Origin of the sequence: Microbulbifer variabilis ATCC 700307, assembly GCF_000380565.1 — a bacterium.
Lineage (GTDB): Bacteria > Pseudomonadota > Gammaproteobacteria > Pseudomonadales > Cellvibrionaceae > Microbulbifer > Microbulbifer variabilis.
Window position 1 is genome coordinate 136135 of the sequence record NZ_AQYJ01000024.1, and the last position, 22276, is coordinate 158410.

The window sequence follows — 22276 nt, forward strand, 5'->3', positions numbered from 1 at the left end:
TCAGGGGGTCATCAAGCCTGGCCAGGTTTCATTATCTGTTGTTCTCGGATACCCACTGTATGCTTGATCAGATGTGATGGAGTAGCGTATATAGCGCTGGTTTTTGAGGAAAAAATATGCACGAAATGTGTTCCATTGGTGGGCTGCGGTAATCTCCGTAGCATAAGGACCGAGTCCTGGCCAATTGCTGTTATTGATAGGTTGGGGGTAGCCGCTGTCAAGTTGGTCTTCTTCCAGGTCATAGCGTAAATAATTCCCGTCTTTGAGAAAGAAATAAACTTTGCTATTAGGCCATTTCAGGACAGCGCGAATTTTTGTCGCGTAGGTAGCCAAACCAGGCCAAGTATTGTTGTCCACCAATTTGGGATAGCCGGAATCGACCCGATCTTCATTGAGGTCATAGCGCAGGTAACGCCCGTCATTTAAGAAGAAATAGCCTTTGTCACTGTTGGCTTTAAATGCAGCAACAATCAGGTGGGCATAGTCGCCCAAGCCAGGCCATGTACTGTTATTGGTCGTGCGCGGATAACCGCTAGAGGCTTTGTCCAGGGTTTTATTGTAGCGTACATATTGATCGTCACCGCGAAAATAGTAAGCACGTGCACTGCTCCAGTCCAGGCCAGCAGTAATTTCCAGGGCCGATTTACGCAAAGCAACTGGGGTATCGTTATGTACGAATACATAGTCTAGGACTCCCTGTGCTTCTGTATAGTCGGTCCAGCTTTGTGAGCTAGCGTCGACGACATCAATGAACTGGTCATTCTGGTGAATCTCCACGGGTCCGCCATCTGTGGAATACCATTTAATTGTCTTATTGTCAGCAGCCATCATTTTACGTATTCCAGGGCTGCCAATCAGTGGGTTACCATCCAGCTTCCAATTCGTTTGCAGCTCAATATCCATAAAACGCAACACCGTTGGCGCAATGGAGGTTTGGGCAGCATGGCCATAAATTCCCTTGAAATCTCCATTGTGGATATCTCCAATAAACTCGCTGTGCTCAGCATTTAACGGCAAATTACTGCCAATAAAAATTGTTTTCTCGCTGGCAGTTTGTGCCCCATGCCCGCAGCCGCGAGAATCACGGCCGTGGTCTGTAGTTACAAGCACTAACCATTCTTCACCTTTTGCAATACGTGTATCTACGGCATCTAACAGAGCGCCCAGCTGAGTGTCGCTTGTGCGAATGCTTTCGTTATAGTGATTGCCAAAACAGGAGCTGTGACCGACACCATCGGGGTCATCCAGGTGCAGGAAAAGGAAATCCACATGACCTGAGGATATTTCCTGCACGCCGCGTGTGGTGACATCCGCATCGGAGAGGCCACTTAAAACCAGGTTAGCCTGTGCCAGGTCGGTAGTAAAAAAGTTGGTATTTATAGGACTCCAATGGGATATGCTGCCCACCCAAAGGCTATTATCAGCCTCCTTTATCCGTTTGAACAAACTGGGGAATTCTGCATTTGCCAGGCCTGAGTCATTGGACGTGACTTGGTGCTTGTCAACCCAAACTCCTGTAAGGATAGTGGACCAGCCGGGGCCACTTTTAGTGTCCTGTTGACTTTGAGAGCCACTGATACCACCGGTATAAGCCCTGTGTAGAATTAATCGATCATAATTGGGGGTGTCTATATCCTTGAGCTTTTCGTACTGCAGCCCATCAACGCCAATTAGAAGTACCTTTTTATTATTCTGGGCAAAAACGAATTGGTTACTGGAAACAAACGAAATTAACAACAGGCAGGAGATAAGTGTCTTCATATCGAATATTCCGTATTTTCAATGATTTTCTGGTCTAGACCAGTGGTGATAGAATAGACGATAGCTATTAAATCCCAATGAAGGGATTTTTACAGCGATACTGCGAAGAAAAGACAGCTATTTAAAAGCTAACAACTAACCAATCTCCCTCATTAAAATTAAAGAGCAAGGAATTTTTTAGGTGCGGTAAAAAATAAGTACTATCTAGTGGCTACTTCCATTTCTATGGCGTGGGGTAGCCAGTATTCAATATTATAATCAATCAGATATTCAGCAGAATCATAGCGAAGTCTTAAGATTCTCAGGCCTGGAGCACCAGCGTGTATACCCAATGGCTCTGCATATTGCAACTCCAGGTTCGCAACCTGAATATTACAACGCTCGTGAGTGATATTTACCCTATAATTATCTTGCAATATTTCGGTAATAGATCCAGATAAATCGAAGTCAGATAATTCAGGAAAACACTCTGATGAGAGATAACTCTCTTCTACCATGACTGGCCTTTGGTCCAGGTAGCGGACTCTTCGGATTTCAAAGTAGCTGGTACTTTTAGTGGCGCTAAAGGCGGAATAAATATCGTATCTTACGGTCAGCTTACGGACCCCAAGTACTTTGGTGGTTGCTCTAAAACCCTGTTGTCGGGTCATGGAGTTGAAATTTACCTTTTGTGTCGGGTTCATCACAAATCGATCTGGTGCAACAAACCAACCTCTGCGATTTTGTCGGTACACCAGTCCCTCACCTTCAAGACGGTTTAAACCATCTCGTAAAGTAATACGTGTGACTTGCAGCTGCTCCGCCAGCTCGCGCTCAGCGGGCAGCTTGTGATTGGCGGCCAGGCGACCATTACCGATCAACAGTTGGATATGTGATTTAATTTCTACGTAACTGGAGGACACAGTATTTCTCTTGGGTTTGATCTAAAACTCGGTCTCAGGCCTGGGCTACCAAACTGGTATTCCTGAAGTTTGATAGCCTATCAGGGGCGTTGTCCAAGAGCCAGTCGGCGATTGATATCGACCAGTACGGGTTCAAGCTTATTGATATCGTCTATCAAATAATGAGCGCCGCAATTCTCAAGTTTTTGATAAGCGCCAATACTGTGATTTCTTTTTTCTTCCTCCGAGAGTGCTTGCCAACTTCCCAGAGATAATCCCGAAGCATTTCCTGAAAGTACTACTGCAACTGTCCACATGCCGGCATTGCGCCCCTCATAAATGCCTGCGGCGGTATCATCAATCTTGACACATTGGCTGACAGACGGAATTTCCATTTCAATGACGTTCTTTAATGCAGCTGCGGGTCCTGGTCTTGCGCCCACAGCTTCATCTGCTGCAATAACACAGTCGGGCTCTAGGCCTTGTTGTTGAGCTTTTGCCAGCATGCCCTCAATCATTATACGACTGTAACCTGTGGTGCTACCAATACGTATATTACGCTCACGCAAGCGGACAAATAGTTTGTCGGCTCCGGGTATTATTTGGCTGTGCCTATCGATTTCCTGAATCTGTATCGGGGCCAGACGGCGATATAGTCCGTCTATATCAGATTCCTGGGATGGGCGCCCATGAACCACTTGCCAGGCAGTTTGAATGGAATTTTGTTGTAGCATCTGGCGAATATGTTCTTTCTTCTCAGTACCCATTGGAATACGGGTTTGCTCTTCACTGACCGTAACTCCAGCCTCAGCAAAAATTTGCATAAACGCTTGTAAAGGGGCGCGGGAGCCAAAATCTACTAAGGTTCCGGCCCAGTCGAGGATAGCAGCTTTAAGTTGCAGTGGTTCCATGGATTATCTCCTTTTTGGTAATTGATAAGGGAGTTGAGCGGCAAAATATCTATCGACTAAGTACCTTTGAGCAGATCTTTAGCCAGTGATCCAAAGGAGCTACGGCTAAACCAGGCACTTTTCCTGAATCATCCCACTCGCGCAGACGCAGAGCATCCTCGGCGAAGGGGGTATTAAGAAAATTATCTTTTTCTTTATCTGTCATTATTTTTCCTTGTTTTTTTAGGGTTTTGTGGCTTGCTGCGGATAGCCGTGTCTCATAAATGTTATCTGTACTCATTAAAAATCTTTTAGCTTGAACATGTAGGGCGATAGGCTTCGTGACTGTATTGGAAAAACCCCACCTTTCGAGTAAATCTGCACCTATTAGGTCATGTGCACTGTAGCCTTCAGTATCCGTACCGGGTATTTTTTCCTTTATAGCGTGGAGATGGCCGATATCATGAAGAAACGCTGCAACAGTCATTTCATCGGAGATACCAGAGAGTTCCGCCAAGGTGGCACACTGGGTAGCATGCTGTAGCTGCGTGCATTTTTCTCCAAGTGTTAAATTCCCGTACTGCAAAAATAACTGTTTAATTTTATCGACAACATTAGCTCTCATCGATTAAGCACTCATCTAGAGGGATCTTGTCCAAAATACCCTTCACTACCCGTTCCATTAATGCTGGTCCGGTTGTCATACCTTTTCCTCCAATACCGGTTATTAAATGAATATTTTCTGTTGCGGATTTTAGGAATACGCCTTGGCTACTTTCCTGGCTGTAATAGCCATTCCAAATCCTGGCAACATTTAAATGGGGTAGATTAAGAATACGCTTGGCTTCAGCTACCATCAGTGAGTTGATTTCCTGACATATTTCATAGTTCAAAGTGCCTGAGTCCTGGGCAGTGAAGTACTCATGAGAATCGCCAATGATGATGCTGCCATCGGCAGATTGTCGAAACAGAAGGTGGATACCAAATTTTCCATAGCTTGGATCAATATGGGGCTTCGGTAGATTTTTATAATTAGGGCAACTTTTAAATGCTTCATAGCGGCGTATTGTCAGACCTGTAAGCAGGTTCCCTGGTATTTTGACTCCCTTGATTTGTTGGGTGCGCAACATCTGCAATTTACTAAGCCGTAGTTGTTCTGTTTGTAATAAGTGCGGAAATAAATGACTAAGTTGATGGCCACAACAAATCATTACCTGTTCTGAAATAAAAGACTCACCTGTTGAGCAGCGAAGCTGGACCCCATTTTTGACTTCCTCTACGGCTATTACCGGAGATGCCTTTTTAAAATGTAAATTTTTCGTGTCTTCAAGTAGTTTCCAAAAATACTTCATTAGCAGGGAGCTTTCGGCACTCATTTCCTGTGGATAGTAGAGGCCACCATGGCAGTAACTCTGCTTTAGTAAATTAATTTGCTTGTGACACTGCGTCGAGGTAAGAAGCCTGGAAACGTAGTTAGTCTCACGATTAATCTCATGCATTTCCTCTAGTAGATTGGCCTCTTCTAAAGAAGAAGCCACGTAGAGAGAGCCATGCTGCCAGAGTGCGTCCGGCATTATTGTCGCCAACTCGCCATAAAGTTCCAGCGATCGTCGCCCCAGATTTCGCCATAGTTTTAGATTCATACCAGATGGTACTACTTGGCCAAAATTGCGTACCGTGGCTCCGTGAGGCTTAGTGCTGGCTTCAATTAACAGCACTTTTTTTCCGGATTTTAGTGCATGGTAAGCAGCAAAACTGCCTAATATCCCGGCACCGACAATGGCAATATCAAATTTCATAACTGCTCTATAGCCTTTTTTACACTGGAGAAGTAATAAGCCTCAACCGTGAAGAAGAATTACGGTGCAAGCGGCGAAAGAAAAGAAGTGAGAGCAGCATTAACAAAATACATGCAATACCAGTAGCATAGGAAAGTTGCTGAGTAAACTGTAACCAGTTTAGGTTTGGTTGCGCGAAAGTCTTATAGAGCATGACACTAATGCTGCCGATATAACCCGCACTATCTGCCAGATAAATCACAAATCCTGCGTTACCTAGGCTCTTGGTGCAGGCGACCAGACGTTCAAATAATAAACAGTTAAATGGAACATAGCCTATATAGAGCCCGATATTGATCCCAATCATCCAGGCAGCCCCGGATACAATATCTAACTCAAATGCGAGAGTTGAAGTTATGCAGATTGCTCCCCCAGCCGCGACTAATAGCTGGTTTAGCTGCAATGCGCGATAGTTGTTACGTACAAAAATAAGTAGCGCCAGGGATGCTAAAACTATCAGTGCCACGGGTAGAGTGCTGGTAAGGAAGATCTGGGGTGCTTGACCATGACCCAAAGCTTGCCAAAGCTCTGCAGCGAAATTATCAGAGAAGTCACGAAATGCCGTTAGGAATACATAAGCGATGATTAAAGCCAACAATCCCAGATTCGTTTCATTGACGAAAGTCCAACGCATTTCATTCGTCATTGGTACTCTTTGTTTTCGTGCACGGATGTCTGCTTGATTGGGTTGGGGAATTCTACTGAGTGTAAATGTAGATAGAATCAGTGCAGGTAGAAATAATAAGCCCACGGTTGCAGGCATCCAGATTTCCGGCACTTTCCATTCCAGCATTAGATATGCGGCTACTGCTTTTACGGCTCCTGAAGAGATGATTAAGCTAACACATAAAATGGCGCCTAGTGCTTCAGTAAGACGACGCCCCTCTAAATAGCTGAATACTAGTCCCCACACCATTCCAAGTGGGAGACCATTAAAAAAAAGCATGACAACATTATAAGGAGCGGGGATCAATGCGAATGCTATCAAGGCCAGATGACTGAAAAGAATTAGAATTACCAGTATTCTTCCCCGCTGCAATGGCCGTAACTCTGAGACAACCTTAATCCCGATAATTTTTGAAAACGCATAACCCAGTACTTGGGAAATTATAAGTGCGGTTTTAAAGTCTAGAGTGAAATCCCAGCCGGAAATGTTGGCGTAAGATGCTGCTGCAAAGGGCTTGCGGAAAGCATACATACAAAAATAAGTGAAGAATGCAGCAACTCCGGAAAAGAGTAGCAAGAAAAGCTCACTGTTGAAATCTTCACTGGAATCAGATTCCTGTTTTTTACTGGTTTTTTCCATTTTATCGATAGCTGCCATTTGGTCTAGACCAGATTTTAGGTGCTTATGATTGCGTTTTTGTGACAGTCTTTTTTAAGTTCAATAACCATTCCAGATGGTAAAAATTTTTCATTTATATATTCGCAGGGAATATTCACACACCTGTTATACAAACGTCATAGCGGCAATTTAGGATTCTGGTCTAGTCCAGATTTATGTTGATGATCGAGCAAGTTAATTTGTGTCGATAAAAATTTGCCAATCATTTTTTGATTGATACAGGGGAAGTAAAATGATTTATGTCAAATTATTGCCTGCAACGATTACTCTGCTGGTGGGACAAGTAAATTACGCTCATGCACAAGAAAGTAGTAAGCAGAGTGTCCAGGATGATAGCGAAATAGAAGAGATTGTTGTGCTTGGACGAATGTTTGAGACAGAGTTACGTTCCCTGGAGTTACAGAGGGAATCCAACCGGATTGTTAATGTGGTATCGGCAGATGGTATAGGAAAGTTACCGGATCGTAACGCCGCAGAGGCAGTTCAAAGAGTCGCAGGCGTATCTATCGAGCGTGACCAGGGGGAAGGACGGTTTGTCGCTGTGCGTGGCCTCCCGTCCCAATGGAGTTCTTCTAGCCTTAATGGTCATCGTTTGCCATCTGCAGAAGAGGAAACTACCAGCAGGGCTACGGCGTTTGATTTCTTTCCATCGGAGCTGATTGAACGTATTGAGGTCTCTAAGGCTGTTACCGCGGATCAGGAAGGTGACTCTATTGGCGGCAATGTTAATTTTGTGACTCGTACAGCCCCTGAAGAACGCACTTTGGATATATCCCTATCTGGTGGCTATGCGGATAAAGCCGACGGTGATATTAAATCCATGAGCATTCTTTATGGGGATAGAAGTGAAGGTGGTAAATGGGGATTTTTGGCCAATGTAACTGGTTGGAGCAGGGATTGGGCAACAGATAACTACGAGCCTCGCCGTAAAGGGGAGGGAATATATCGATTGGAACTGCGGGATTATACCGGAATCAGAGATACCCTGGGGTTAAACCTTGCTACTGAATACCGATTGGAAGAAGGAGGTAAGATTTTTGCTCGTGGTTTGTATGGGACATTAGAAGATGAGGAGACACATTACAAGCACAGGTTGCGGTTCGATAAAGATAGAATGGAACTTCAGCATATCCACAATACTTTGATAACACGTATGCAAGGTGTTGAAGTTGGTGGAGAGCACTTTTTTGGTGATGATAAGCACCTGAATTGGAATTTAGCCAGCTATGATAATGAATTCCGCTATGGGAATACACCCAATAAAGATGATCGCTCTTATTTTGTAATGCGTTTTGATCAAACGGAAGTAGGTTATGTTGGTCTGGATGATGATGGGTTGGCTTACAACCAAATCGATGGTGGTACTGACCCAGCAGAAAATATACCCACTCACCTCCCGGATGGTTTTGTAATGGACCCAACCCAGTCCAGCCTATCTTGGGTTGAACTATATAAAGTGTATGTCAACGAAAAGGATAAAGTGGTAGCCACTTTTGACTTTTCTTCCCAGTTTTCCAGTGAGCTGGAGTTAAAGTTCGGTATGAAATATCGGGACAAGGAACGGGTGTCTGAATTCTCCGATGCATTTTACATTTGGGATGAGGAAAACTATGGGCCTGCCCCAGTTCTCTCTGACTTTACCTTGTCTGATCAGCCTGGCAGAAATGATTTCCTATCAGAGTTGGATATCAACTATGACTCCCAATTCTCTCAGGTTGCTTCAATGTCTCAATTGGAGAATTTTTGGAACCAAAACCGGGATAAATTCATTTTGATTCCCGAAGAATCAGCTCTAGTTGAAAATGGAGGGGCTCTTGGGCGAAATTTTGAGCTAACAGAGAGGCACCTATCGGCTTATGGCATGGGTAATTATGAGCTTTCAAATAGAGCCATTCTTGTAATGGGATTACGACTCACTCAGACACAAACGAAGGTGGAAAGCCAGGTATTTGTTAACGATGAAGCTAATAAAGGCTATTTGGTGCCGTTTAATGGTGATAAAGAGTATTTATCCATTTTGCCATCGGCACATCTAAAATATGCGCTCACAGAGGATAGCAATATCAGGCTCGCGCTGACCAGAACCTTTGCCAGGCCGGACTTTGGTGATCTGAATCCGGGAGGGTACTATGCCGAGCACGATAATGAGTTTATAGGAGGTAATCCAGATCTTGATCCTACTTACTCTTGGAATCTGGACTTTATGTATGAGTACTATTTTAATGACTCGGGGATTTTATCTGCTGGTTTATTTTATAAAGATATTACAGATCCAATCTTTAAAGATGTGAAAGAAGGTGAATATAATGGGGTGTCAGGAGTCGATATTTATAGTCCGGAAAATGGTGAAGATGCGTGGCTGAGGGGATTGGAATTTAATCTGGTGCGAAAAATGGATTTCCTTCCCGGATTTCTTTCAAATATCGGGTTGTCGACAAATTTAACTATGCTGGATTCAGAAATGCGTATTCCGGGCCGTGATGGTGCGGTGCCGATTTCCCGTCAAGCTGATTTATTACATAATCTCTCTATCTATTATGATGATGGTACTGTCTCCATTCGCCTGGCTCAAAACCATAAGGGAGAGTATATTGAAGAGCATGGTGGCAATAAAAATGAAGACCAGTACTACGGTGCTTACACAAGCCTGGATATGAGTGCAAATTATACGATTGGGGACAATTTAGTTATTTTTGCTGAGGCCTTAAACCTTACGAATGAACCTTTAACTTATTATATTGGTGATAAAGATAGGCCAAAGCAAGTTGAGTATTATGGGGTTCGTGGCCAACTGGGCTTTCGCTATAGTTTTTTTTAGCTGATCTTTATTTTTTATTAGAAAAAACCCGGTTATGCCGGGTTTTCAGTTTAAGTTAATATATAGCTCATTTTTTATACTGAAAGTGGGTTCCCGCGTGTGAGCAATTGTTCTATATCGACTCCCCTGGGTAGGCTACCAGTGCTATGGCCGCCTTTGCCCTCCAACCTTGATAGAATAAAAGCGCTACTGACTGCCTTATCACCAGATTGAATAAGTAGATGGGCCTGCATTGTAACTGCCATTTGATCTACGATAGCGCGAGCTCGGTACTCAAACTGATCTAAATCTGCCAATTCTTTCTTTAATGAATCTAGTGCTTTATCAAAATAATTATTCTTACCTGTGCTGGCTGCCATTTCGTCCAACCAGTGATTTACTACACTGGGTGTTTTTGTGATTGCCCGAAGGACATCCAGAGCCTGTATATTGCCAGAGCCTTCCCAGATAGCATTGATTGGAGCATCTCGGTATAGGCGGGCAGTAATAAAGTTCTCGATGACCCCATTTCCTCCCAGGCATTCCATAGCCTCATAGGCATGGTGAGGACTGCGTTTGCAGATCCAGTATTTTCCCACCGCAGCTCCCAGACGAAGTAGCATTTTTTCGTGCTCCTGGTCCTCCTGATCCATAGCCCTTGCCATACGCATAGTTAAGGCAATGGATCCCTCAATTTCTAATTGCAGGTCCGCCAGCACATTGCGCATTAGGGGGTGGTCAATCAACTTTTGGCCAAAGGCTTTTCGTTGTGAGGCATGGTAAATGGCCTGAACAACTGCTTGACGCTGACCTCCGGAAGAACCGACCATACAATCGAAGCGAGTGATGGCTACCATCTTAATAATTGCGTTTACGCCTCGGCCTTCCTCTCCTAACAACCAACCCATTGCACCTCGCATCTCCACTTCTGAAGAAGCATTGGAGACATTACCGGCTTTCACTTTGAGCCTTTGGATTTCCAGGGGATTTTTACTACCATCTGGACGCCAGCGGGGTACCAGAAAACAGGAGAGCCCTCCGGGTGCCTGGGCTAGTATCAGAAAACCGTCGCACATGGGAGCAGACATAAACCACTTGTGCCCGAGCAGCTCATAGACGTTATCCCCTAAAGGGATAGCGGTCGTGGTATTAGCACGTACATCAGAGCCGCCTTGTTTTTCCGTCATACCCATCCCGATAGTTAGAGAGGACTTTTCAAAGTAAGGGCGATTACTGTTGTCATATCCTCTGCTTAATATTTTGGGGGCCCATTCAGCGGCAACAATGGGGTTGAGTTGAATTGACGGTATAGAAGCAAAAGTCATAGTTACTGGGCATCCATGACCAGCTTCAAGCTGACATTGTAAATAGTTCTTTGCTGCCCTTACCACGTTCGCTCCCGGACGTGGATCCGTCCAGGGTGAACAGTGCAATCCTTCCGAGAGTGCCAGTTGCATTAATTGATGATATGAAGGATGGTAACGAACTATATCTATACGATTGCCGATACGGTCATGGCTTTCGAATATTGGCTTGAATTCATTGGCAGCGTAACCACGTTCAATCATTTCTGGGCGACCACATACTTCTCCATAGCGCTGTAAATCTTCCTCGGCCCAGTGTCCTCCATTGATATGTACTGCTTTTCTAAGTGCTTGATCCCCCGCGTATAAATTATGGCCCGTAAGAGGTGGAACCTGATTATTGATTGTATGAGTGGATGCATGTGCGGAGGGTTGGATACTGGTGCTCATGAATTTATTCCATGCAGTTTGGGCTGAATATAGCCTATTTCTTGGTCTAATCGGTACATTCATCCCAGCTTCAAGTGCTTTATTAACACTGGGAAGTCTGTATTTAAGGTTAAATCAACTTCAAACTGATTACTATTTATACGGAACCTGTTTGCGGATAATTCAGAAAAAATTGTGGCTGTGTTTTTAGACTTATATTTTTTGTGACTTTTATTCAAAGTAATACCGTTTGCTCTATTTCTCATTTTATTTTTATTTAATATCAATTGAATAGTACTAAACGATTTAATTTATATTTTAAGATGCTTCGTGGATTATATGTGACTGTTCACATTCTTCAGATCAGAAAAATTTGTTTTTTATCAAAATTAATCTATTAATTTTGTGGACCAGTACAAATTTCTCGATATTCGTTGAATTTTTTGTGGGCTCCTGAGTCTATACCAAAGGATGTTCTATGAGGTGGTTTACAGCTGTAAATGTAATACCTTTGTATGTAAAAATGACATTCTAAATTTATGTTGGCACACTTAAGATTGAAATTTTGATATCTAGATCACTTCTTGTTGCAGGCAGGGAGTTGATCGAATAGATTTAGCTCACAGCGAAAGACGGCCATAGAATAAATAGAAAATAAGAGCAAATCAGATATTAAGTAAGATCTTAAAAGGACCGCATGTTGGGGGAACCCAGATGAATTTGCATAAGGATTATGCACGCCTTGAAGTTGTGACTCCGGGTCATGAATCCGAAGGGCCGGAAGTAGCTTTTTTAACGGCTTCTATTAATCTTCAATCCTCTATCTTTGCAGGGCGTATAGAGGATGAGTTTAGGACTAAGTGTTCTATATTCCAGCGTTTGTCAATTTCTTCGCTTGAAGAAATTATCACTGAATATCTTCTCCTGGACTGCGCAGATCTCTCATCATCCGATCTGGACCTGATTCTGCGTGACATTCATACAATTTCCAATCCACCCAGTATTGTTCTGATTAATGTAGCGGATACAACTGATTTGGATTTTGTTCTTCACTGGGAGAAGGTTCTTGGCTTGATGCCTTCGGAATGTGAGCCCAAAGTGATCATGGAAAGATTGGGCAGGATTTTTTCTGGTGAATACTGGTTTCCCAGGGATGTACTGCATAATTTTTTACGTCAGCACCGGAAGCCAAAAAAGTGGCGGGAAAAAGCGTCGAATCTCACTCAGCGTGAGACGCAAATATTGCAGTTGATATGTGAGTGTCATACCAATGCAAATATTGCAGAAGTTTTATGTGTTAGTGAGCACACGGTTAAGAGTCATCTTTATAAGATATACAGAAAGATTGGCTGTAAAAATCGCTTAGAAGCAAGTAGTTGGGCTAGCCAGAACTTATAAAATGAGTATCTATTTTTACTGCTTTAAGAGAGTTTCTCTCCTAATTCTGCTTATCTCAATCTCCCCACTTGTCCAGTCGCAAGAGCTCGAGTCAATAGAGGGTGAGGACTCCCTTCTTACCGGGCTGGTTATCGACAGTACTGTGAGCGGTATTGGTCACGAATTTGCCCGTTCTCTTTCTATTTATATCACCAGTAACCTCACGGAATTCGATTATAACCTAACCGTTCATGAGCGACCTTCAGCAAGGTGGGGTAGCGTGGTGTGGGTTACCTATGAAAATAAACAGGTTTTTAGAACTGTGATCTACCCTGGGCGAAGGCGTTTTGGAGAGATTGCTGCTCAAGCAGCAACTCAAATAAATAACAATATTCGACAGCAGAGGCTGCAAGAGTTGTTCTCTCAAAATTTGGATTTGGCAGGGGATGAAATTTAATGAAAAGATTTTTAGTTACTCTCTTTACGCTTATATTAATGATTCCTTTTGCAGGGTATGCTACTGAGTTGATTTACACACCGGTTAACCCCTCGTTCGGTGGCAACCCATTAAATGGTAACTATCTACTGAATAATGCGAGTGCCCAGAATAGTAAGAAAGATCCAAAAGCAGGTAAGTCACCTTATTCAGAATCTTCCTCTCTAGATAGATTCACTGATACTTTGGAATCCAGATTGTTGTCTCAACTCTTGACCGATGTAGGTAATGGAAATGATGGTACTCTGGTAACCGATGACTTTATTGTAAATATAATTGATGTGGATGGAACTTTAACAATAACTATTACAGATGCTGTCACCGGCGAAATTTCTGAGATTGTCGTAGTAGGATTAGATCCGGGAAATTAACAGCCATACTGCCATTGGATGGCATTTTTGAGGATTTCAGGGGTGGTGGTGATGTTGCCTAGAATATTTCTTGTAGTATTTATTATTTTCATAAGTGGTTGTAGTTTTTTTCAGAAAACCCGTGAGGCTCTATTTGGTCCAGGATATGAGAAGGCCACTTTAACAGATCGAATGAGCACCTATGCCGACTTGATCAATTTGCCCTCTCCCAGGGGGAAAATTGTTGTAGCAGTTTATGGTTTTAGTGACCAGACAGGGCAGTACAGGCCGGCCCCATCAAGCTCGTTTTCAACTGCAGTGACTCAGGGCGCTGCTTCTATGTTGGTGCAGGTCTTAAATGAATCAGGATGGTTTGTTACTTTAGAGCGGGAAGGACTGCAAAACCTGCTGACAGAGAGAAAGATAATTCGTGCTGCACTGAAAGAGGAAGATACAGTTCCTCCTTTTGATTTACCCTCCTTGATGTCAGCAAATATTATGTTGGAAGGAGGGATTGTCGCTTATGACACCAATATCAAAACTGGTGGAGCAGGGGCAAGGTATTTTGGAATTGGCCTTTCTTCACAGTACCGTGTTGATGAAGTGACAGTAAACTTGCGCGCTGTCGATGTAAGAACGGGTCGTGTACTAAGTAGCGTGCTTACCAGTAAAAAGATTTTGTCCCGGCAGGTGCAAGGAGATATTTACACATTTGTAGAATATAAACGTTTATTAGAGGTTGAGGCTGGGATGACGACCAATGATCCTGCTCAGCTTTGTGTACTTTCGGCTATCGAGTCTGCCGTGATTCACCTTATTGCTAATGGGGTTACTGGAAATTTATGGGCTTTGCAGGATAGTAGTGAGTTTCCTGCATCGATCTTGGATGAATACTCTGAAAGTCCGGTGAAAATTCTCTGATCTCATGAAAACAATGTAATTATTGTTGATTAATAATAATTTAATTATTCAAAAAGCTGGCAATATCTATCTGAATTAAAAGTGGTTAGGTGGCCAGCTTTTTTGCGAGTTGAACTTTTCTGTAAGTTGGTGTAATTTACGGGACTCCTGGTTGCTCTCGCAGATTTTTATCTGTTTCATAGCTTTTATCTTTCCTTAATCATACAAAAGTTTTACGTTTCTGCTTATTTTTGTATAGAAAAATACGCTTTCTTCTGATTTATTCCTGTTCTTATTATTCCTATAGTTTCCTTAGTAGATGAGCTTTATATAGTTTATTTAATTTGACTGAGGAAATCTGAGTGACTGCTATTAGGGCGGCTGTTTTCTATCTGATTCTAGTTTTAATGCCCATTACATTGTCCTGGGCTGGAGATCTCGATAGTCACGATGAACTGTTATCTGGGCAAGGTGCACTTGATCTACTTCTTCAGCGGGATGATTCAATTAATGGACAGCTGGCTGAAGTAACGCAGTTAGGAGACTACAACGTAGCTGAAGTAGTACAGACAGGTCAGTACAACCAGGTATTCCTGGTTCAGGATGGTTCGTCCAATGAATCAGTAGTTCACCAAAGTGGTGACTATAACTATGCGGCTATTTCACAGTCTGGGGCTTACAACCAAGCAACTGCTATACAGAACGGTATAGATAATATTGCCCTTATAAATCAAGTTGGTTATGGAAATTCAGCCAACATCATTCAAAACGGTGATGGGCTATTTGGATTTGTCGCGCAGTTCGGTGACAACCATGCGGTGGAGGTAGTCCAGTATGACTAGCTCGCTGCTTTCTTTTTGTTTGTATTTGTTTATTTAGTCCGAGGGAGAAACATAAATGAAAAAGCTTTCACTTGCTGCCGCGATTGCAATGCTTGTAGGTGCTGGACAGGCCATGGCTGATGGTAACTACGGTGATCAACTGCAAGCTGGCAACGATAATGCCGCTGACATTTATCAGGTAGTCGAGTCTACCAATAATGCCGCTTATCAATGGCAGGAAGGTAATGACAATCTCGCTTCTACCGAGCAGTCATTTGCTGATAGTAACTTTATTGACCAGACCCAAGTTGGAAATCGCAACTATGCGACTACCAGCCAGAATAACCAGGATGGTTCACAAGCCTACACTTTCCAGCAGGGAGAGGGTAACCAGGGTGTTATTCACCAATGGGATGGTGCCAGAAACACAGCATTTGCTACCCAGATGGGCAGTGAAAACGTAATGCACCTGGACCAGTACTCTAATTCCCATGATAACACCATGGATGCTTTACAGGATGGTAATGACAATACTGCTTTCTTGCAGCAGGAAGGTGATGGCAACCTGTTTGTGAGCACCCAGGTTGGCGACTCAAACAGTGTTTGGGGCAGCACCTGGTATCCATCGGCGGATGGCTTCCTGGGCGGTCAAGTTGGTGAGGGTAACGTGGGCTTCGCTTACCAGAGCGGTGCTGAAAATACTGCAAATCTGGTGCAAACTGGAGATTACAACTACCTGGATATGTCCCAAGCGGGTATTAACAACGTTACGACCATTGCCCAGGATGGAATCGGTAACTCCAGTGTTGCAGCTCAGTATGGCGATGACAACGTAACCACTATCGCTCAGAACGACACTAATAATATTGGTGACATGTATCAATACGGCAACAGCAATACTGCTGCCCTGGTTCAAAATGGTGACATGAACTGGAGTGAGTTTTCTCAGACCGGTGATTTGAACCAGGTGACTATTGATCAGTCTGGTAGCGCTAACTCTACCTTCGGCTACAGTGAAGGCGTAGCTAACATGGTTGATATTGACCAGGTTGGCGAGCTTAACTTGGCAGAAGTTCACCAGGATATGGGCGGGGACAACATGATTGTTCTGTCTCAATCTGGCTTTGAGCATGGCGCCCACTTGGGACAGTCTGGTAACAATAACGCCACTTTTGTTACTCAATCTAGCGAGTTCAATATGGCCAGTGTTCATCAGATTGGTGATAGCAACATGGCTACGATTACTCAGAACTAACCCTGATTTTAGTTCGCCTAAACAACCCCTCCCCTTTAGGGGCAGGGGTTGTTTATTAAATAGATTGGTAGTTAGGTGAGGGTAAACCGAGAGCTAGACGCTGCGCTGGCCACTCAGGTTTAAAGTGAGCTCCAGTAGGCCCGTCCAGGGTGATTGGTGTCCAGTGCCACCCTTGATGGCGGTATCGATAGCGCGAGCGCGTAAAAGCAGAGTTTCAAGCTGGCGAGGCGCCAGCCGGGAAAGAGCGGATTGAATTAGTGGCTGACGTTTTTGAATACGCACCAGGCGAGCCAGTGGTTGGCCCTGATTGAGCTTTTCCCCAATTTCCAGCAATGAGCGAATTTCCCGTGCCAGGGCCCAAAGCACTACCGGTGCTTCAATGCCTTCACTGCGTAATCCCTGTAAAGTTGTTATTGCTTTATCGGCTTCACTGGCCAAGGCTCTATCTATTAGGTCAAATACACTATAGCGAGCGGAGCTGGTAACACTATGTTCCAGTAAGCTGACGGTAATTGTGGTGTCGCTCTTATTTAATAGCTTGAGCTTTTCTATCTCCTGGCTAGCGGCAAGTAGGTTGCCCTCCACGCGTTCTGCCAGTATTTTTACTGCTTCGGGTTCGGCAGTCAGTCCTGCAGCGCTAAGCCGCTGATTGATCCAACGTGGCATTTCCTGGGCAGGCACTGGCCAGATCTGGACTAGTACGCCTTCTTGTTCCAGTGCTTTTACCCACTTGCTGTTGAGCTGTGATCTTTCCAGTTTGGGTAGAATTAAAAGCAGAACCAAGTCCTGGCTGGCGAGGGCTGCGAATTCCTGAAGGGCCTTACTGCCCTTGTCCCCCGGTTTTCCACCAGGTGCGCGTACTTCGATCAACTTTTTCTCGGCAAAAAGCGACATATTGCCAGCAGAGGCGAGTAGAAGCCCCCAATCAAAGTTGTGCTCGGCATGGAGAAGCTCACGCTCATCAAAGCCAACCTTCTTCGCCGCCTTACGAACCTGGTCACAACACTCCTGGACCAGCAGGGGTTCATCTCCGGAAATAATATAAACCGGGGCCAGCCCCTTTTTGAGACTCTGTGGTAGTTGCTGGGGGTTGATACGCATTACTGTACAGCTACTTAGTAGCTTTTATCCTCCAGCGGGGCATTGACATCAATTCGACGCAGTCGGTCAATCATCCGGCTGATAAGTTCGCGACGCATTTCAGCACGCAGTAAGCGTTCCTCTTCGCCCTTACTCACAATCTCAGATACATCCCATTCAAGAGAACGGTAAACATCTGCCTGGGCTTTGTTTAGCAAGACTTCACCGCCACCGGTACGAACACTATAGATAGCGCTGGTGATCAGTTCGTATTCTGATGCGCGCCCCTCCGAGTCTACGGCAACTGTGAGTTTGCGTTCGATTTCCCTGTTAATAACCATTACGTAATCTGCTTCCATGGGAGTTGCAGCAACGGGAATACCACCGTTGTGGAGCAGGCGACTGAGTTCATCAGCAATATCACTGCGTGGGTTTTCGCTGGAAATATAAATAGTGCTGCCTGGAGGGAAGTTCTTTGGTGTGCCGCGTAAATGCCAGCCACAACTGGCAATGGCAAGAATGGCAATTAAGGAGATAACTCGTCTTGCGATTTTTTTCATAAACTACCTGGCTTAATCGGGCCTGAACTGTATGTGAGGCCTGAGTGAGCCGGGAGCTTATAGCTCCCGGCATTCGGGCTGCGAGTCTATTTCGCAACAATATTTACCAGTTTGCCTGGTACGACAATGACCTTGCGTACTGTGGCATCACCAATAAACTTCTGTACGTTTTCATTTTCCAGAGCCATTTTTTCCAAGCCCTCTTTATCCGCATCAGCCGGAGCATCCAGTTTTGCACGGACTTTGCCATTGACCTGGACTACCAGTGTAATGGTTGAACGTACAAGAGCCTTTTCATCCGCTTGTGGCCAAGCCGTATCAATCAATGCACTGGAATTACCCAGCACTTGCCACAATTGGTGACATATGTGCGGGGTAATTGGTGCGAGCAGTAAGACGGCAGCTTGTAGTGCTTCCCGCTCTACAGCGAGGCCCTGCTCATTATCCCGTTCTGCTAACTTACCCACTTCATTGAGCAGCTCCATAACTGCGGCAACAGCCGTATTAAAAGTTTGGCGGCGCCCGTAGTCATCACCCACTTTCTGGATGGTTTCATGGGCCTTGCGGCGCAGTTGCTGCTGCTGGTCACTCAGAGATTGTTGATCGATCTCTACATCGCTTGAACCCGCTGCGACATGACTGTGAACAGTTTTCCAGAGCTTGCGCAGGAAGCGGCTGGCGCCTTCCACTCCAGCGTCATGCCATTCCAGGGTCTGCTCAGGGGGAGCGGCGAACATAGTGAATAGACGTACGGTATCAGCGCCATACTGCTCGACTGCTGCGTGCGGGTCTATGCCATTGTTCTTAGACTTAGACATTTTCACTACTCCACCAGCAATAATCTCTTCGCCGGTCGCACGCTCAATGGCTTTGATGGGTTTCCCCTTGTCATCCCGCTCGACATCCACATCGGCTGGATTAATCCAGGTTTTATGACCGTGTTTCTCTTTATAAAAAGACTCAGCTAAAACCATACCTTGACACAGCAACTGCTTGAAAGGTTCATCGCTGTTTACCAGCCCCTCATCGCGCATTAGCTTGTGGAAGAAGCGTGCGTAGAGGAGGTGCAGGATAGCGTGCTCAATGCCGCCTACATACTGGTCGACAGGCAGCCAGTAGTTGGCGCGGTCCGGATCCAACATGCCCTCTTCAAAATCTGGGCAGGTATACCGCGCGTAGTACCAGCTGGATTCCATGAAGGTGTCGAAGGTATCGGTTTCTCGTTCTACGGCAGTGCCGTTGAACTCGTCCTTGCGCCACTCTGGGTCAGCTTTAATGGGTGATTGAACACCATCTAGCTCCACATCTTCCGGTAATAGAATCGGCAGTTTGTCCGCAGGAACCGGAATTTCCCCTCCGTCAGCTAAATTGAACATGGGAATAGGTGCACCCCAGTAGCGTTGGCGGGAGACGCCCCAATCGCGCAGACGATAGTTAGTGGTGACCCGGCCTTTGCCGGTAGCGACGAGTGCTTCGGAGATTGCGGTAAAAGCACTCTCGAAATCCAGTCCATCAAAGCTACCGGAGTTCACCAGCTTGCCTTTCTCTGTATAGGCTTCTTTATCCAGGTCAATAGGCTGGCTATCGGAAGCTTCAATTACCTGTACCATTGGTAGTTGGTACTTATGGGCAAATTCCCAGTCGCGCTGGTCGTGTGCCGGAACTGCCATTACGGCTCCAGAACCGTAATCCATCAATACATAGTTGGCGACCCAGACGGAGACTTCTTCACCAGTGATGGGGTGAATCGCTTTCAGCCCGGTATCCATTCCTTTCTTGTCCATTGTGGCCATGTCGGCTTCGGACAGGGATTGTCTTTTGCACTCAGCAATAAACTCTCTCAGTTTCGGATTACTTTCCGCCATCTCCAGGGCGATAGGATGCTCGGCAGCGAGAGATACATAAGTAACTCCCATTAAGGTGTCCGGGCGGGTGGTATAGACGTCGAAGTGATCCATGCCGGCTACAGTTGCAGGCAGGGCGAAGCTCAGCTCCACACCTCGGCTCTTGCCGATCCAGTTGCGCTGCATAGTGCGCACCTGCTCGGGCCAATCGGGCAATTTGTCGAGATCCTCGAGCAGTTCTTCCGCATAGTCGGTAATCTTGATAAACCACTGGGCTAGCTCGCGGCGTTCTACGGTAGTGCCACAACGCCAGCAGGCCCCATCTTCCACTTGCTCATTGGCAAGTACCGTCTGGTCATGGGGGCACCAGTTCACTGCGGAGTTCTTCTTGTAGACCAGGCCTTTTTCATACAGGCGGGTGAAGAACCATTGTTCCCAGCGGTAATAGGAAGGCTGACAAGTAGCTAGTTCACGGGACCAGTCAAAGCCAAAGCCAAGTGCTTTCAACTGGCCCTTCATGTAATCGATATTGGCATAGGTCCATTTGGCCGGTGCAGTCTTATTCTGGATCGCTGCATTTTCTGCAGGCAGACCAAAAGCATCCCAGCCCATAGGGTGCAATACGTTCTTACCCTGCATTCGTTGGTAGCGGGTGATTACGTCAGTGATGGTGTAATTTCGCACATGGCCCATGTGCAGCTTGCCGCTAGGGTAGGGGAACATGGACAGGCAGTAGAATTTTTCCCTGCCGGTGTCTTCCTTAACCTCGAAGCTTTTCTCTGCCTCCCAGAATTCCTGGGCAGAAGCTTCGACTGCGGAGGGGTTGTACTGCTCTTCCATCGATTGGGGACCTATACTCTGTGATCAAAAATTTGCGGGGAAACCGTTACATATATTGGATGGGACTGCTTATGATCTGCAATCCATAGGATTGATCGCGATCAATTGCTGTCTCCAGGGCATCCATTAGGATGCGTAAACGCGAGATTATAGGAGGGATACCGTGACGAAGGAACCAAAGTTGCCGCCGAAGGATGATCTAGCCGATGAGTTTCGCGAGGATCTGGAGAATCTGGTTGAGGGTGAGCTGGCAGTTGAAGACCTAACCGCGAATAAAGTCGCCTTCCTGCGTGCCTGGTTAAAGGATGACCTTCATCGTGCTTCTGATTATCTCCAAGGCCTTGGCGGCGAGTTGCGTACATTGGAAGAGCGCAGTGGCGATTGGCTGCTGAATGCGGCAGACCCGACGGAAACGGCCTGGCCCAACCTGATGCGCTGTATTCGTGAGGGAAAACCCTGGGCCCTGGCTGGCGAATATGTGGGTGCTGATGAGGAGCTGCAGTGCTTGGGGTGTGGCTACCGCGCTCTCCCACCAGAGAATACACAGATCACACCGTGCCACCGCTGTGGCTATGGTTGCTTTCGACAAATAGAGGGCGGTCTTGAATATTGATTGAATTTCATACGTTTATGACCAACCTGCTAATGCCGCCTTTGGCACCTATGTTGGGGTTAGTACTGGCGTTTTTACTACGATTTCTGCCTGAAGGATCCCTGCTGGGGAAAGTTTCCCTACCGCTGGCACTGGTTTCATTTGTTGTGCTCTGGATGAGTGCCACTCCGGCTTTTTCGAATTGGCTGGGAAAGCGCCTGGGGGCTGCACCGGACCTTGCCGGTTTTTCTCCTGAGGCAGTCATAATCCTGGGTGGTGGGCGCTATAGAAACGGGGAATCGGGCAGTGAACGTCTGTCGGCCGCTAGCCTGGAGCGTGTTCTGTGGGCTGCTGAACAGGCGCCAGGGGGGGTGCCAATTTTGGTTTCCGGAGGGCGTGTCTATCGAAATGAGCGAGCGGCTGAGTCTCAAATGATGGAGTCCCTACTGGAGGGAAAATTGGCTCGCTCTGTGAGTTGGCGTGATGATTGCAGTCGTACTACCGCAGAGAATGCAGTAAACAGCGCTGAGATATTGCGTGCAGCGGGTGTGAAACGTATTGTCCTGGTCACCCACTGGTGGCATATGCCCCGTGCAGCAGCTGTGTTCAATAAAGCCGGCTTAGAAGTACAGCCGCTTCCTGTTGGCAGCGCTGAAGAATTGTTGCCGCGGGCACAGGAGGGTTTGCTACGCTGGGTTCCCAGTGCGGCAGCCCTGTTGCAAACACAGACTTACTGGCGGGAATTACTGGGGCAGGCGTGGTACAGCATTAGGCCATTGCCGCCAACCAGGAAATGTTGAGGAACTTTTATATCAAAGGAATTTCAGAGGCCTACAGGATAAGAGGTAACAGGCGTCGAGCAAGAGAAAGTACTCTTGAATGCTAGTTGCACCGGATTTAGGATGACTGGCGCCAC

General features: G+C 45.7%; 19 protein-coding genes. 9 read left to right on the forward strand and 10 right to left on the reverse strand.

All coding sequences use genetic code 11. From position 1 onward, the window contains the following. The 6 genes from G367_RS0107465 to G367_RS0107490 form a co-directional block, all read right to left on the reverse strand. Positions 1–1761, reverse strand: coding sequence for a hemopexin repeat-containing protein (locus G367_RS0107465; protein WP_020412493.1), 1761 nt, complete (start codon positions 1759–1761; stop codon positions 1–3). Positions 1762–1961: 200 nt separating this feature from the next. Next, positions 1962–2663, reverse strand: a complete 702-nt coding sequence (locus G367_RS0107470) for a UTRA domain-containing protein (protein WP_020412494.1) — start codon at positions 2661–2663, stop codon at positions 1962–1964. An 80-nt stretch (positions 2664–2743) separates the two neighbouring features. Further along, positions 2744–3553, reverse strand: a complete 810-nt coding sequence (phnX, locus tag G367_RS0107475; RefSeq protein WP_020412495.1) for a phosphonoacetaldehyde hydrolase — start codon at positions 3551–3553, stop codon at positions 2744–2746. 49 nt (positions 3554–3602) lie between these two features. After that, positions 3603–4157 carry an HD domain-containing protein gene (locus G367_RS0107480; protein WP_020412496.1) on the reverse strand — a complete coding sequence of 185 codons (555 nt, stop codon included), beginning with the start codon at positions 4155–4157 and terminating at the stop codon, positions 3603–3605. Continuing rightward, positions 4147–5331, reverse strand: a complete 1185-nt coding sequence (locus G367_RS23325; RefSeq protein ID WP_020412497.1) for a TIGR03364 family FAD-dependent oxidoreductase — start codon at positions 5329–5331, stop codon at positions 4147–4149. The genes G367_RS0107480 and G367_RS23325 overlap by 11 nt, the downstream gene beginning before the upstream one ends. Before the next feature lie 19 nt (positions 5332–5350). Next, positions 5351–6694 carry a DUF5690 family protein gene (locus tag G367_RS0107490; protein ID WP_020412498.1) on the reverse strand — a complete coding sequence of 448 codons (1344 nt, stop codon included), beginning with the start codon at positions 6692–6694 and terminating at the stop codon, positions 5351–5353. A gap of 253 nt (positions 6695–6947) precedes the next feature. Here G367_RS0107490 and G367_RS0107495 point away from each other — a divergent pair, with 253 nt between their 5' ends. Continuing rightward, positions 6948–9533, forward strand: a complete 2586-nt coding sequence (locus tag G367_RS0107495) for a TonB-dependent receptor (RefSeq protein ID WP_020412499.1) — start codon at positions 6948–6950, stop codon at positions 9531–9533. A gap of 74 nt (positions 9534–9607) precedes the next feature. Here the strand turns inward: G367_RS0107495 and G367_RS0107500 are convergent, their stop codons facing one another. Next, the gene (locus G367_RS0107500; RefSeq protein ID WP_020412500.1) at positions 9608–11266 is read right to left on the reverse strand and encodes an acyl-CoA dehydrogenase family protein; all 1659 of its coding nucleotides are present in this window, start codon (positions 11264–11266) and stop codon (positions 9608–9610) included. 693 nt (positions 11267–11959) lie between these two features. Between G367_RS0107500 and G367_RS0107505 the strand changes: the two genes are divergently transcribed. From G367_RS0107505 to G367_RS0107530, 6 genes are all read left to right on the forward strand, one after another. Then, the gene (locus G367_RS0107505; protein WP_020412501.1) at positions 11960–12643 is read left to right on the forward strand and encodes a helix-turn-helix transcriptional regulator; all 684 of its coding nucleotides are present in this window, start codon (positions 11960–11962) and stop codon (positions 12641–12643) included. Position 12644: 1 nt separating this feature from the next. Continuing rightward, positions 12645–13079 carry a CsgE family curli-type amyloid fiber assembly protein gene (locus G367_RS0107510; RefSeq protein ID WP_020412502.1) on the forward strand — a complete coding sequence of 145 codons (435 nt, stop codon included), beginning with the start codon at positions 12645–12647 and terminating at the stop codon, positions 13077–13079. After that, a complete protein-coding gene (locus tag G367_RS0107515; RefSeq protein ID WP_020412503.1) occupies positions 13079–13489 on the forward strand; it encodes a curli assembly protein CsgF in 411 nt (136 codons plus the stop codon). The genes G367_RS0107510 and G367_RS0107515 overlap by 1 nt, the downstream gene beginning before the upstream one ends. 51 nt (positions 13490–13540) lie before the next feature. After that, positions 13541–14389 (forward strand): CsgG/HfaB family protein, encoded by an 849-nt coding sequence (locus G367_RS0107520; protein ID WP_020412504.1) that lies wholly within the window; start codon positions 13541–13543, stop codon positions 14387–14389. A gap of 341 nt (positions 14390–14730) precedes the next feature. Further along, positions 14731–15210, forward strand: coding sequence for a hypothetical protein (locus tag G367_RS24975; protein ID WP_020412505.1), 480 nt, complete (start codon positions 14731–14733; stop codon positions 15208–15210). Between the two features lie 55 nt (positions 15211–15265). Continuing rightward, a complete protein-coding gene (locus tag G367_RS0107530) occupies positions 15266–16444 on the forward strand; it encodes a hypothetical protein (protein ID WP_020412506.1) in 1179 nt (392 codons plus the stop codon). A gap of 93 nt (positions 16445–16537) precedes the next feature. On the opposite strand, the gene holA is transcribed toward G367_RS0107530, so the two are convergent. The 3 genes from holA to leuS all read right to left on the reverse strand — a co-directional run bounded on the left by holA (position 16538) and on the right by leuS (position 20768). Further along, positions 16538–17545: a DNA polymerase III subunit delta gene (holA, locus tag G367_RS0107535; RefSeq protein WP_020412507.1), complete on the reverse strand. Its 1008-nt coding sequence runs from the start codon at positions 17543–17545 to the stop codon at positions 16538–16540. 14 nt (positions 17546–17559) lie between these two features. Then, positions 17560–18084, reverse strand: coding sequence for an LPS-assembly lipoprotein LptE (locus tag G367_RS0107540; protein WP_020412508.1), 525 nt, complete (start codon positions 18082–18084; stop codon positions 17560–17562). Between the two features lie 86 nt (positions 18085–18170). Continuing rightward, positions 18171–20768, reverse strand: a complete 2598-nt coding sequence (gene leuS / locus G367_RS0107545) for a leucine--tRNA ligase (protein WP_020412509.1) — start codon at positions 20766–20768, stop codon at positions 18171–18173. 163 nt (positions 20769–20931) lie between these two features. Between leuS and G367_RS0107550 the strand changes: the two genes are divergently transcribed. Together G367_RS0107550 and G367_RS0107555 are read left to right on the forward strand one after the other, a co-directional pair. Further along, positions 20932–21381 (forward strand): zinc ribbon-containing protein, encoded by a 450-nt coding sequence (locus G367_RS0107550; protein WP_020412510.1) that lies wholly within the window; start codon positions 20932–20934, stop codon positions 21379–21381. Further along, positions 21378–22160 carry a YdcF family protein gene (locus G367_RS0107555; RefSeq protein WP_245556671.1) on the forward strand — a complete coding sequence of 261 codons (783 nt, stop codon included), beginning with the start codon at positions 21378–21380 and terminating at the stop codon, positions 22158–22160. Before G367_RS0107550 ends, G367_RS0107555 begins: the two co-directional genes overlap by 4 nt. Positions 22161–22276: the final 116 nt, after the last annotated feature.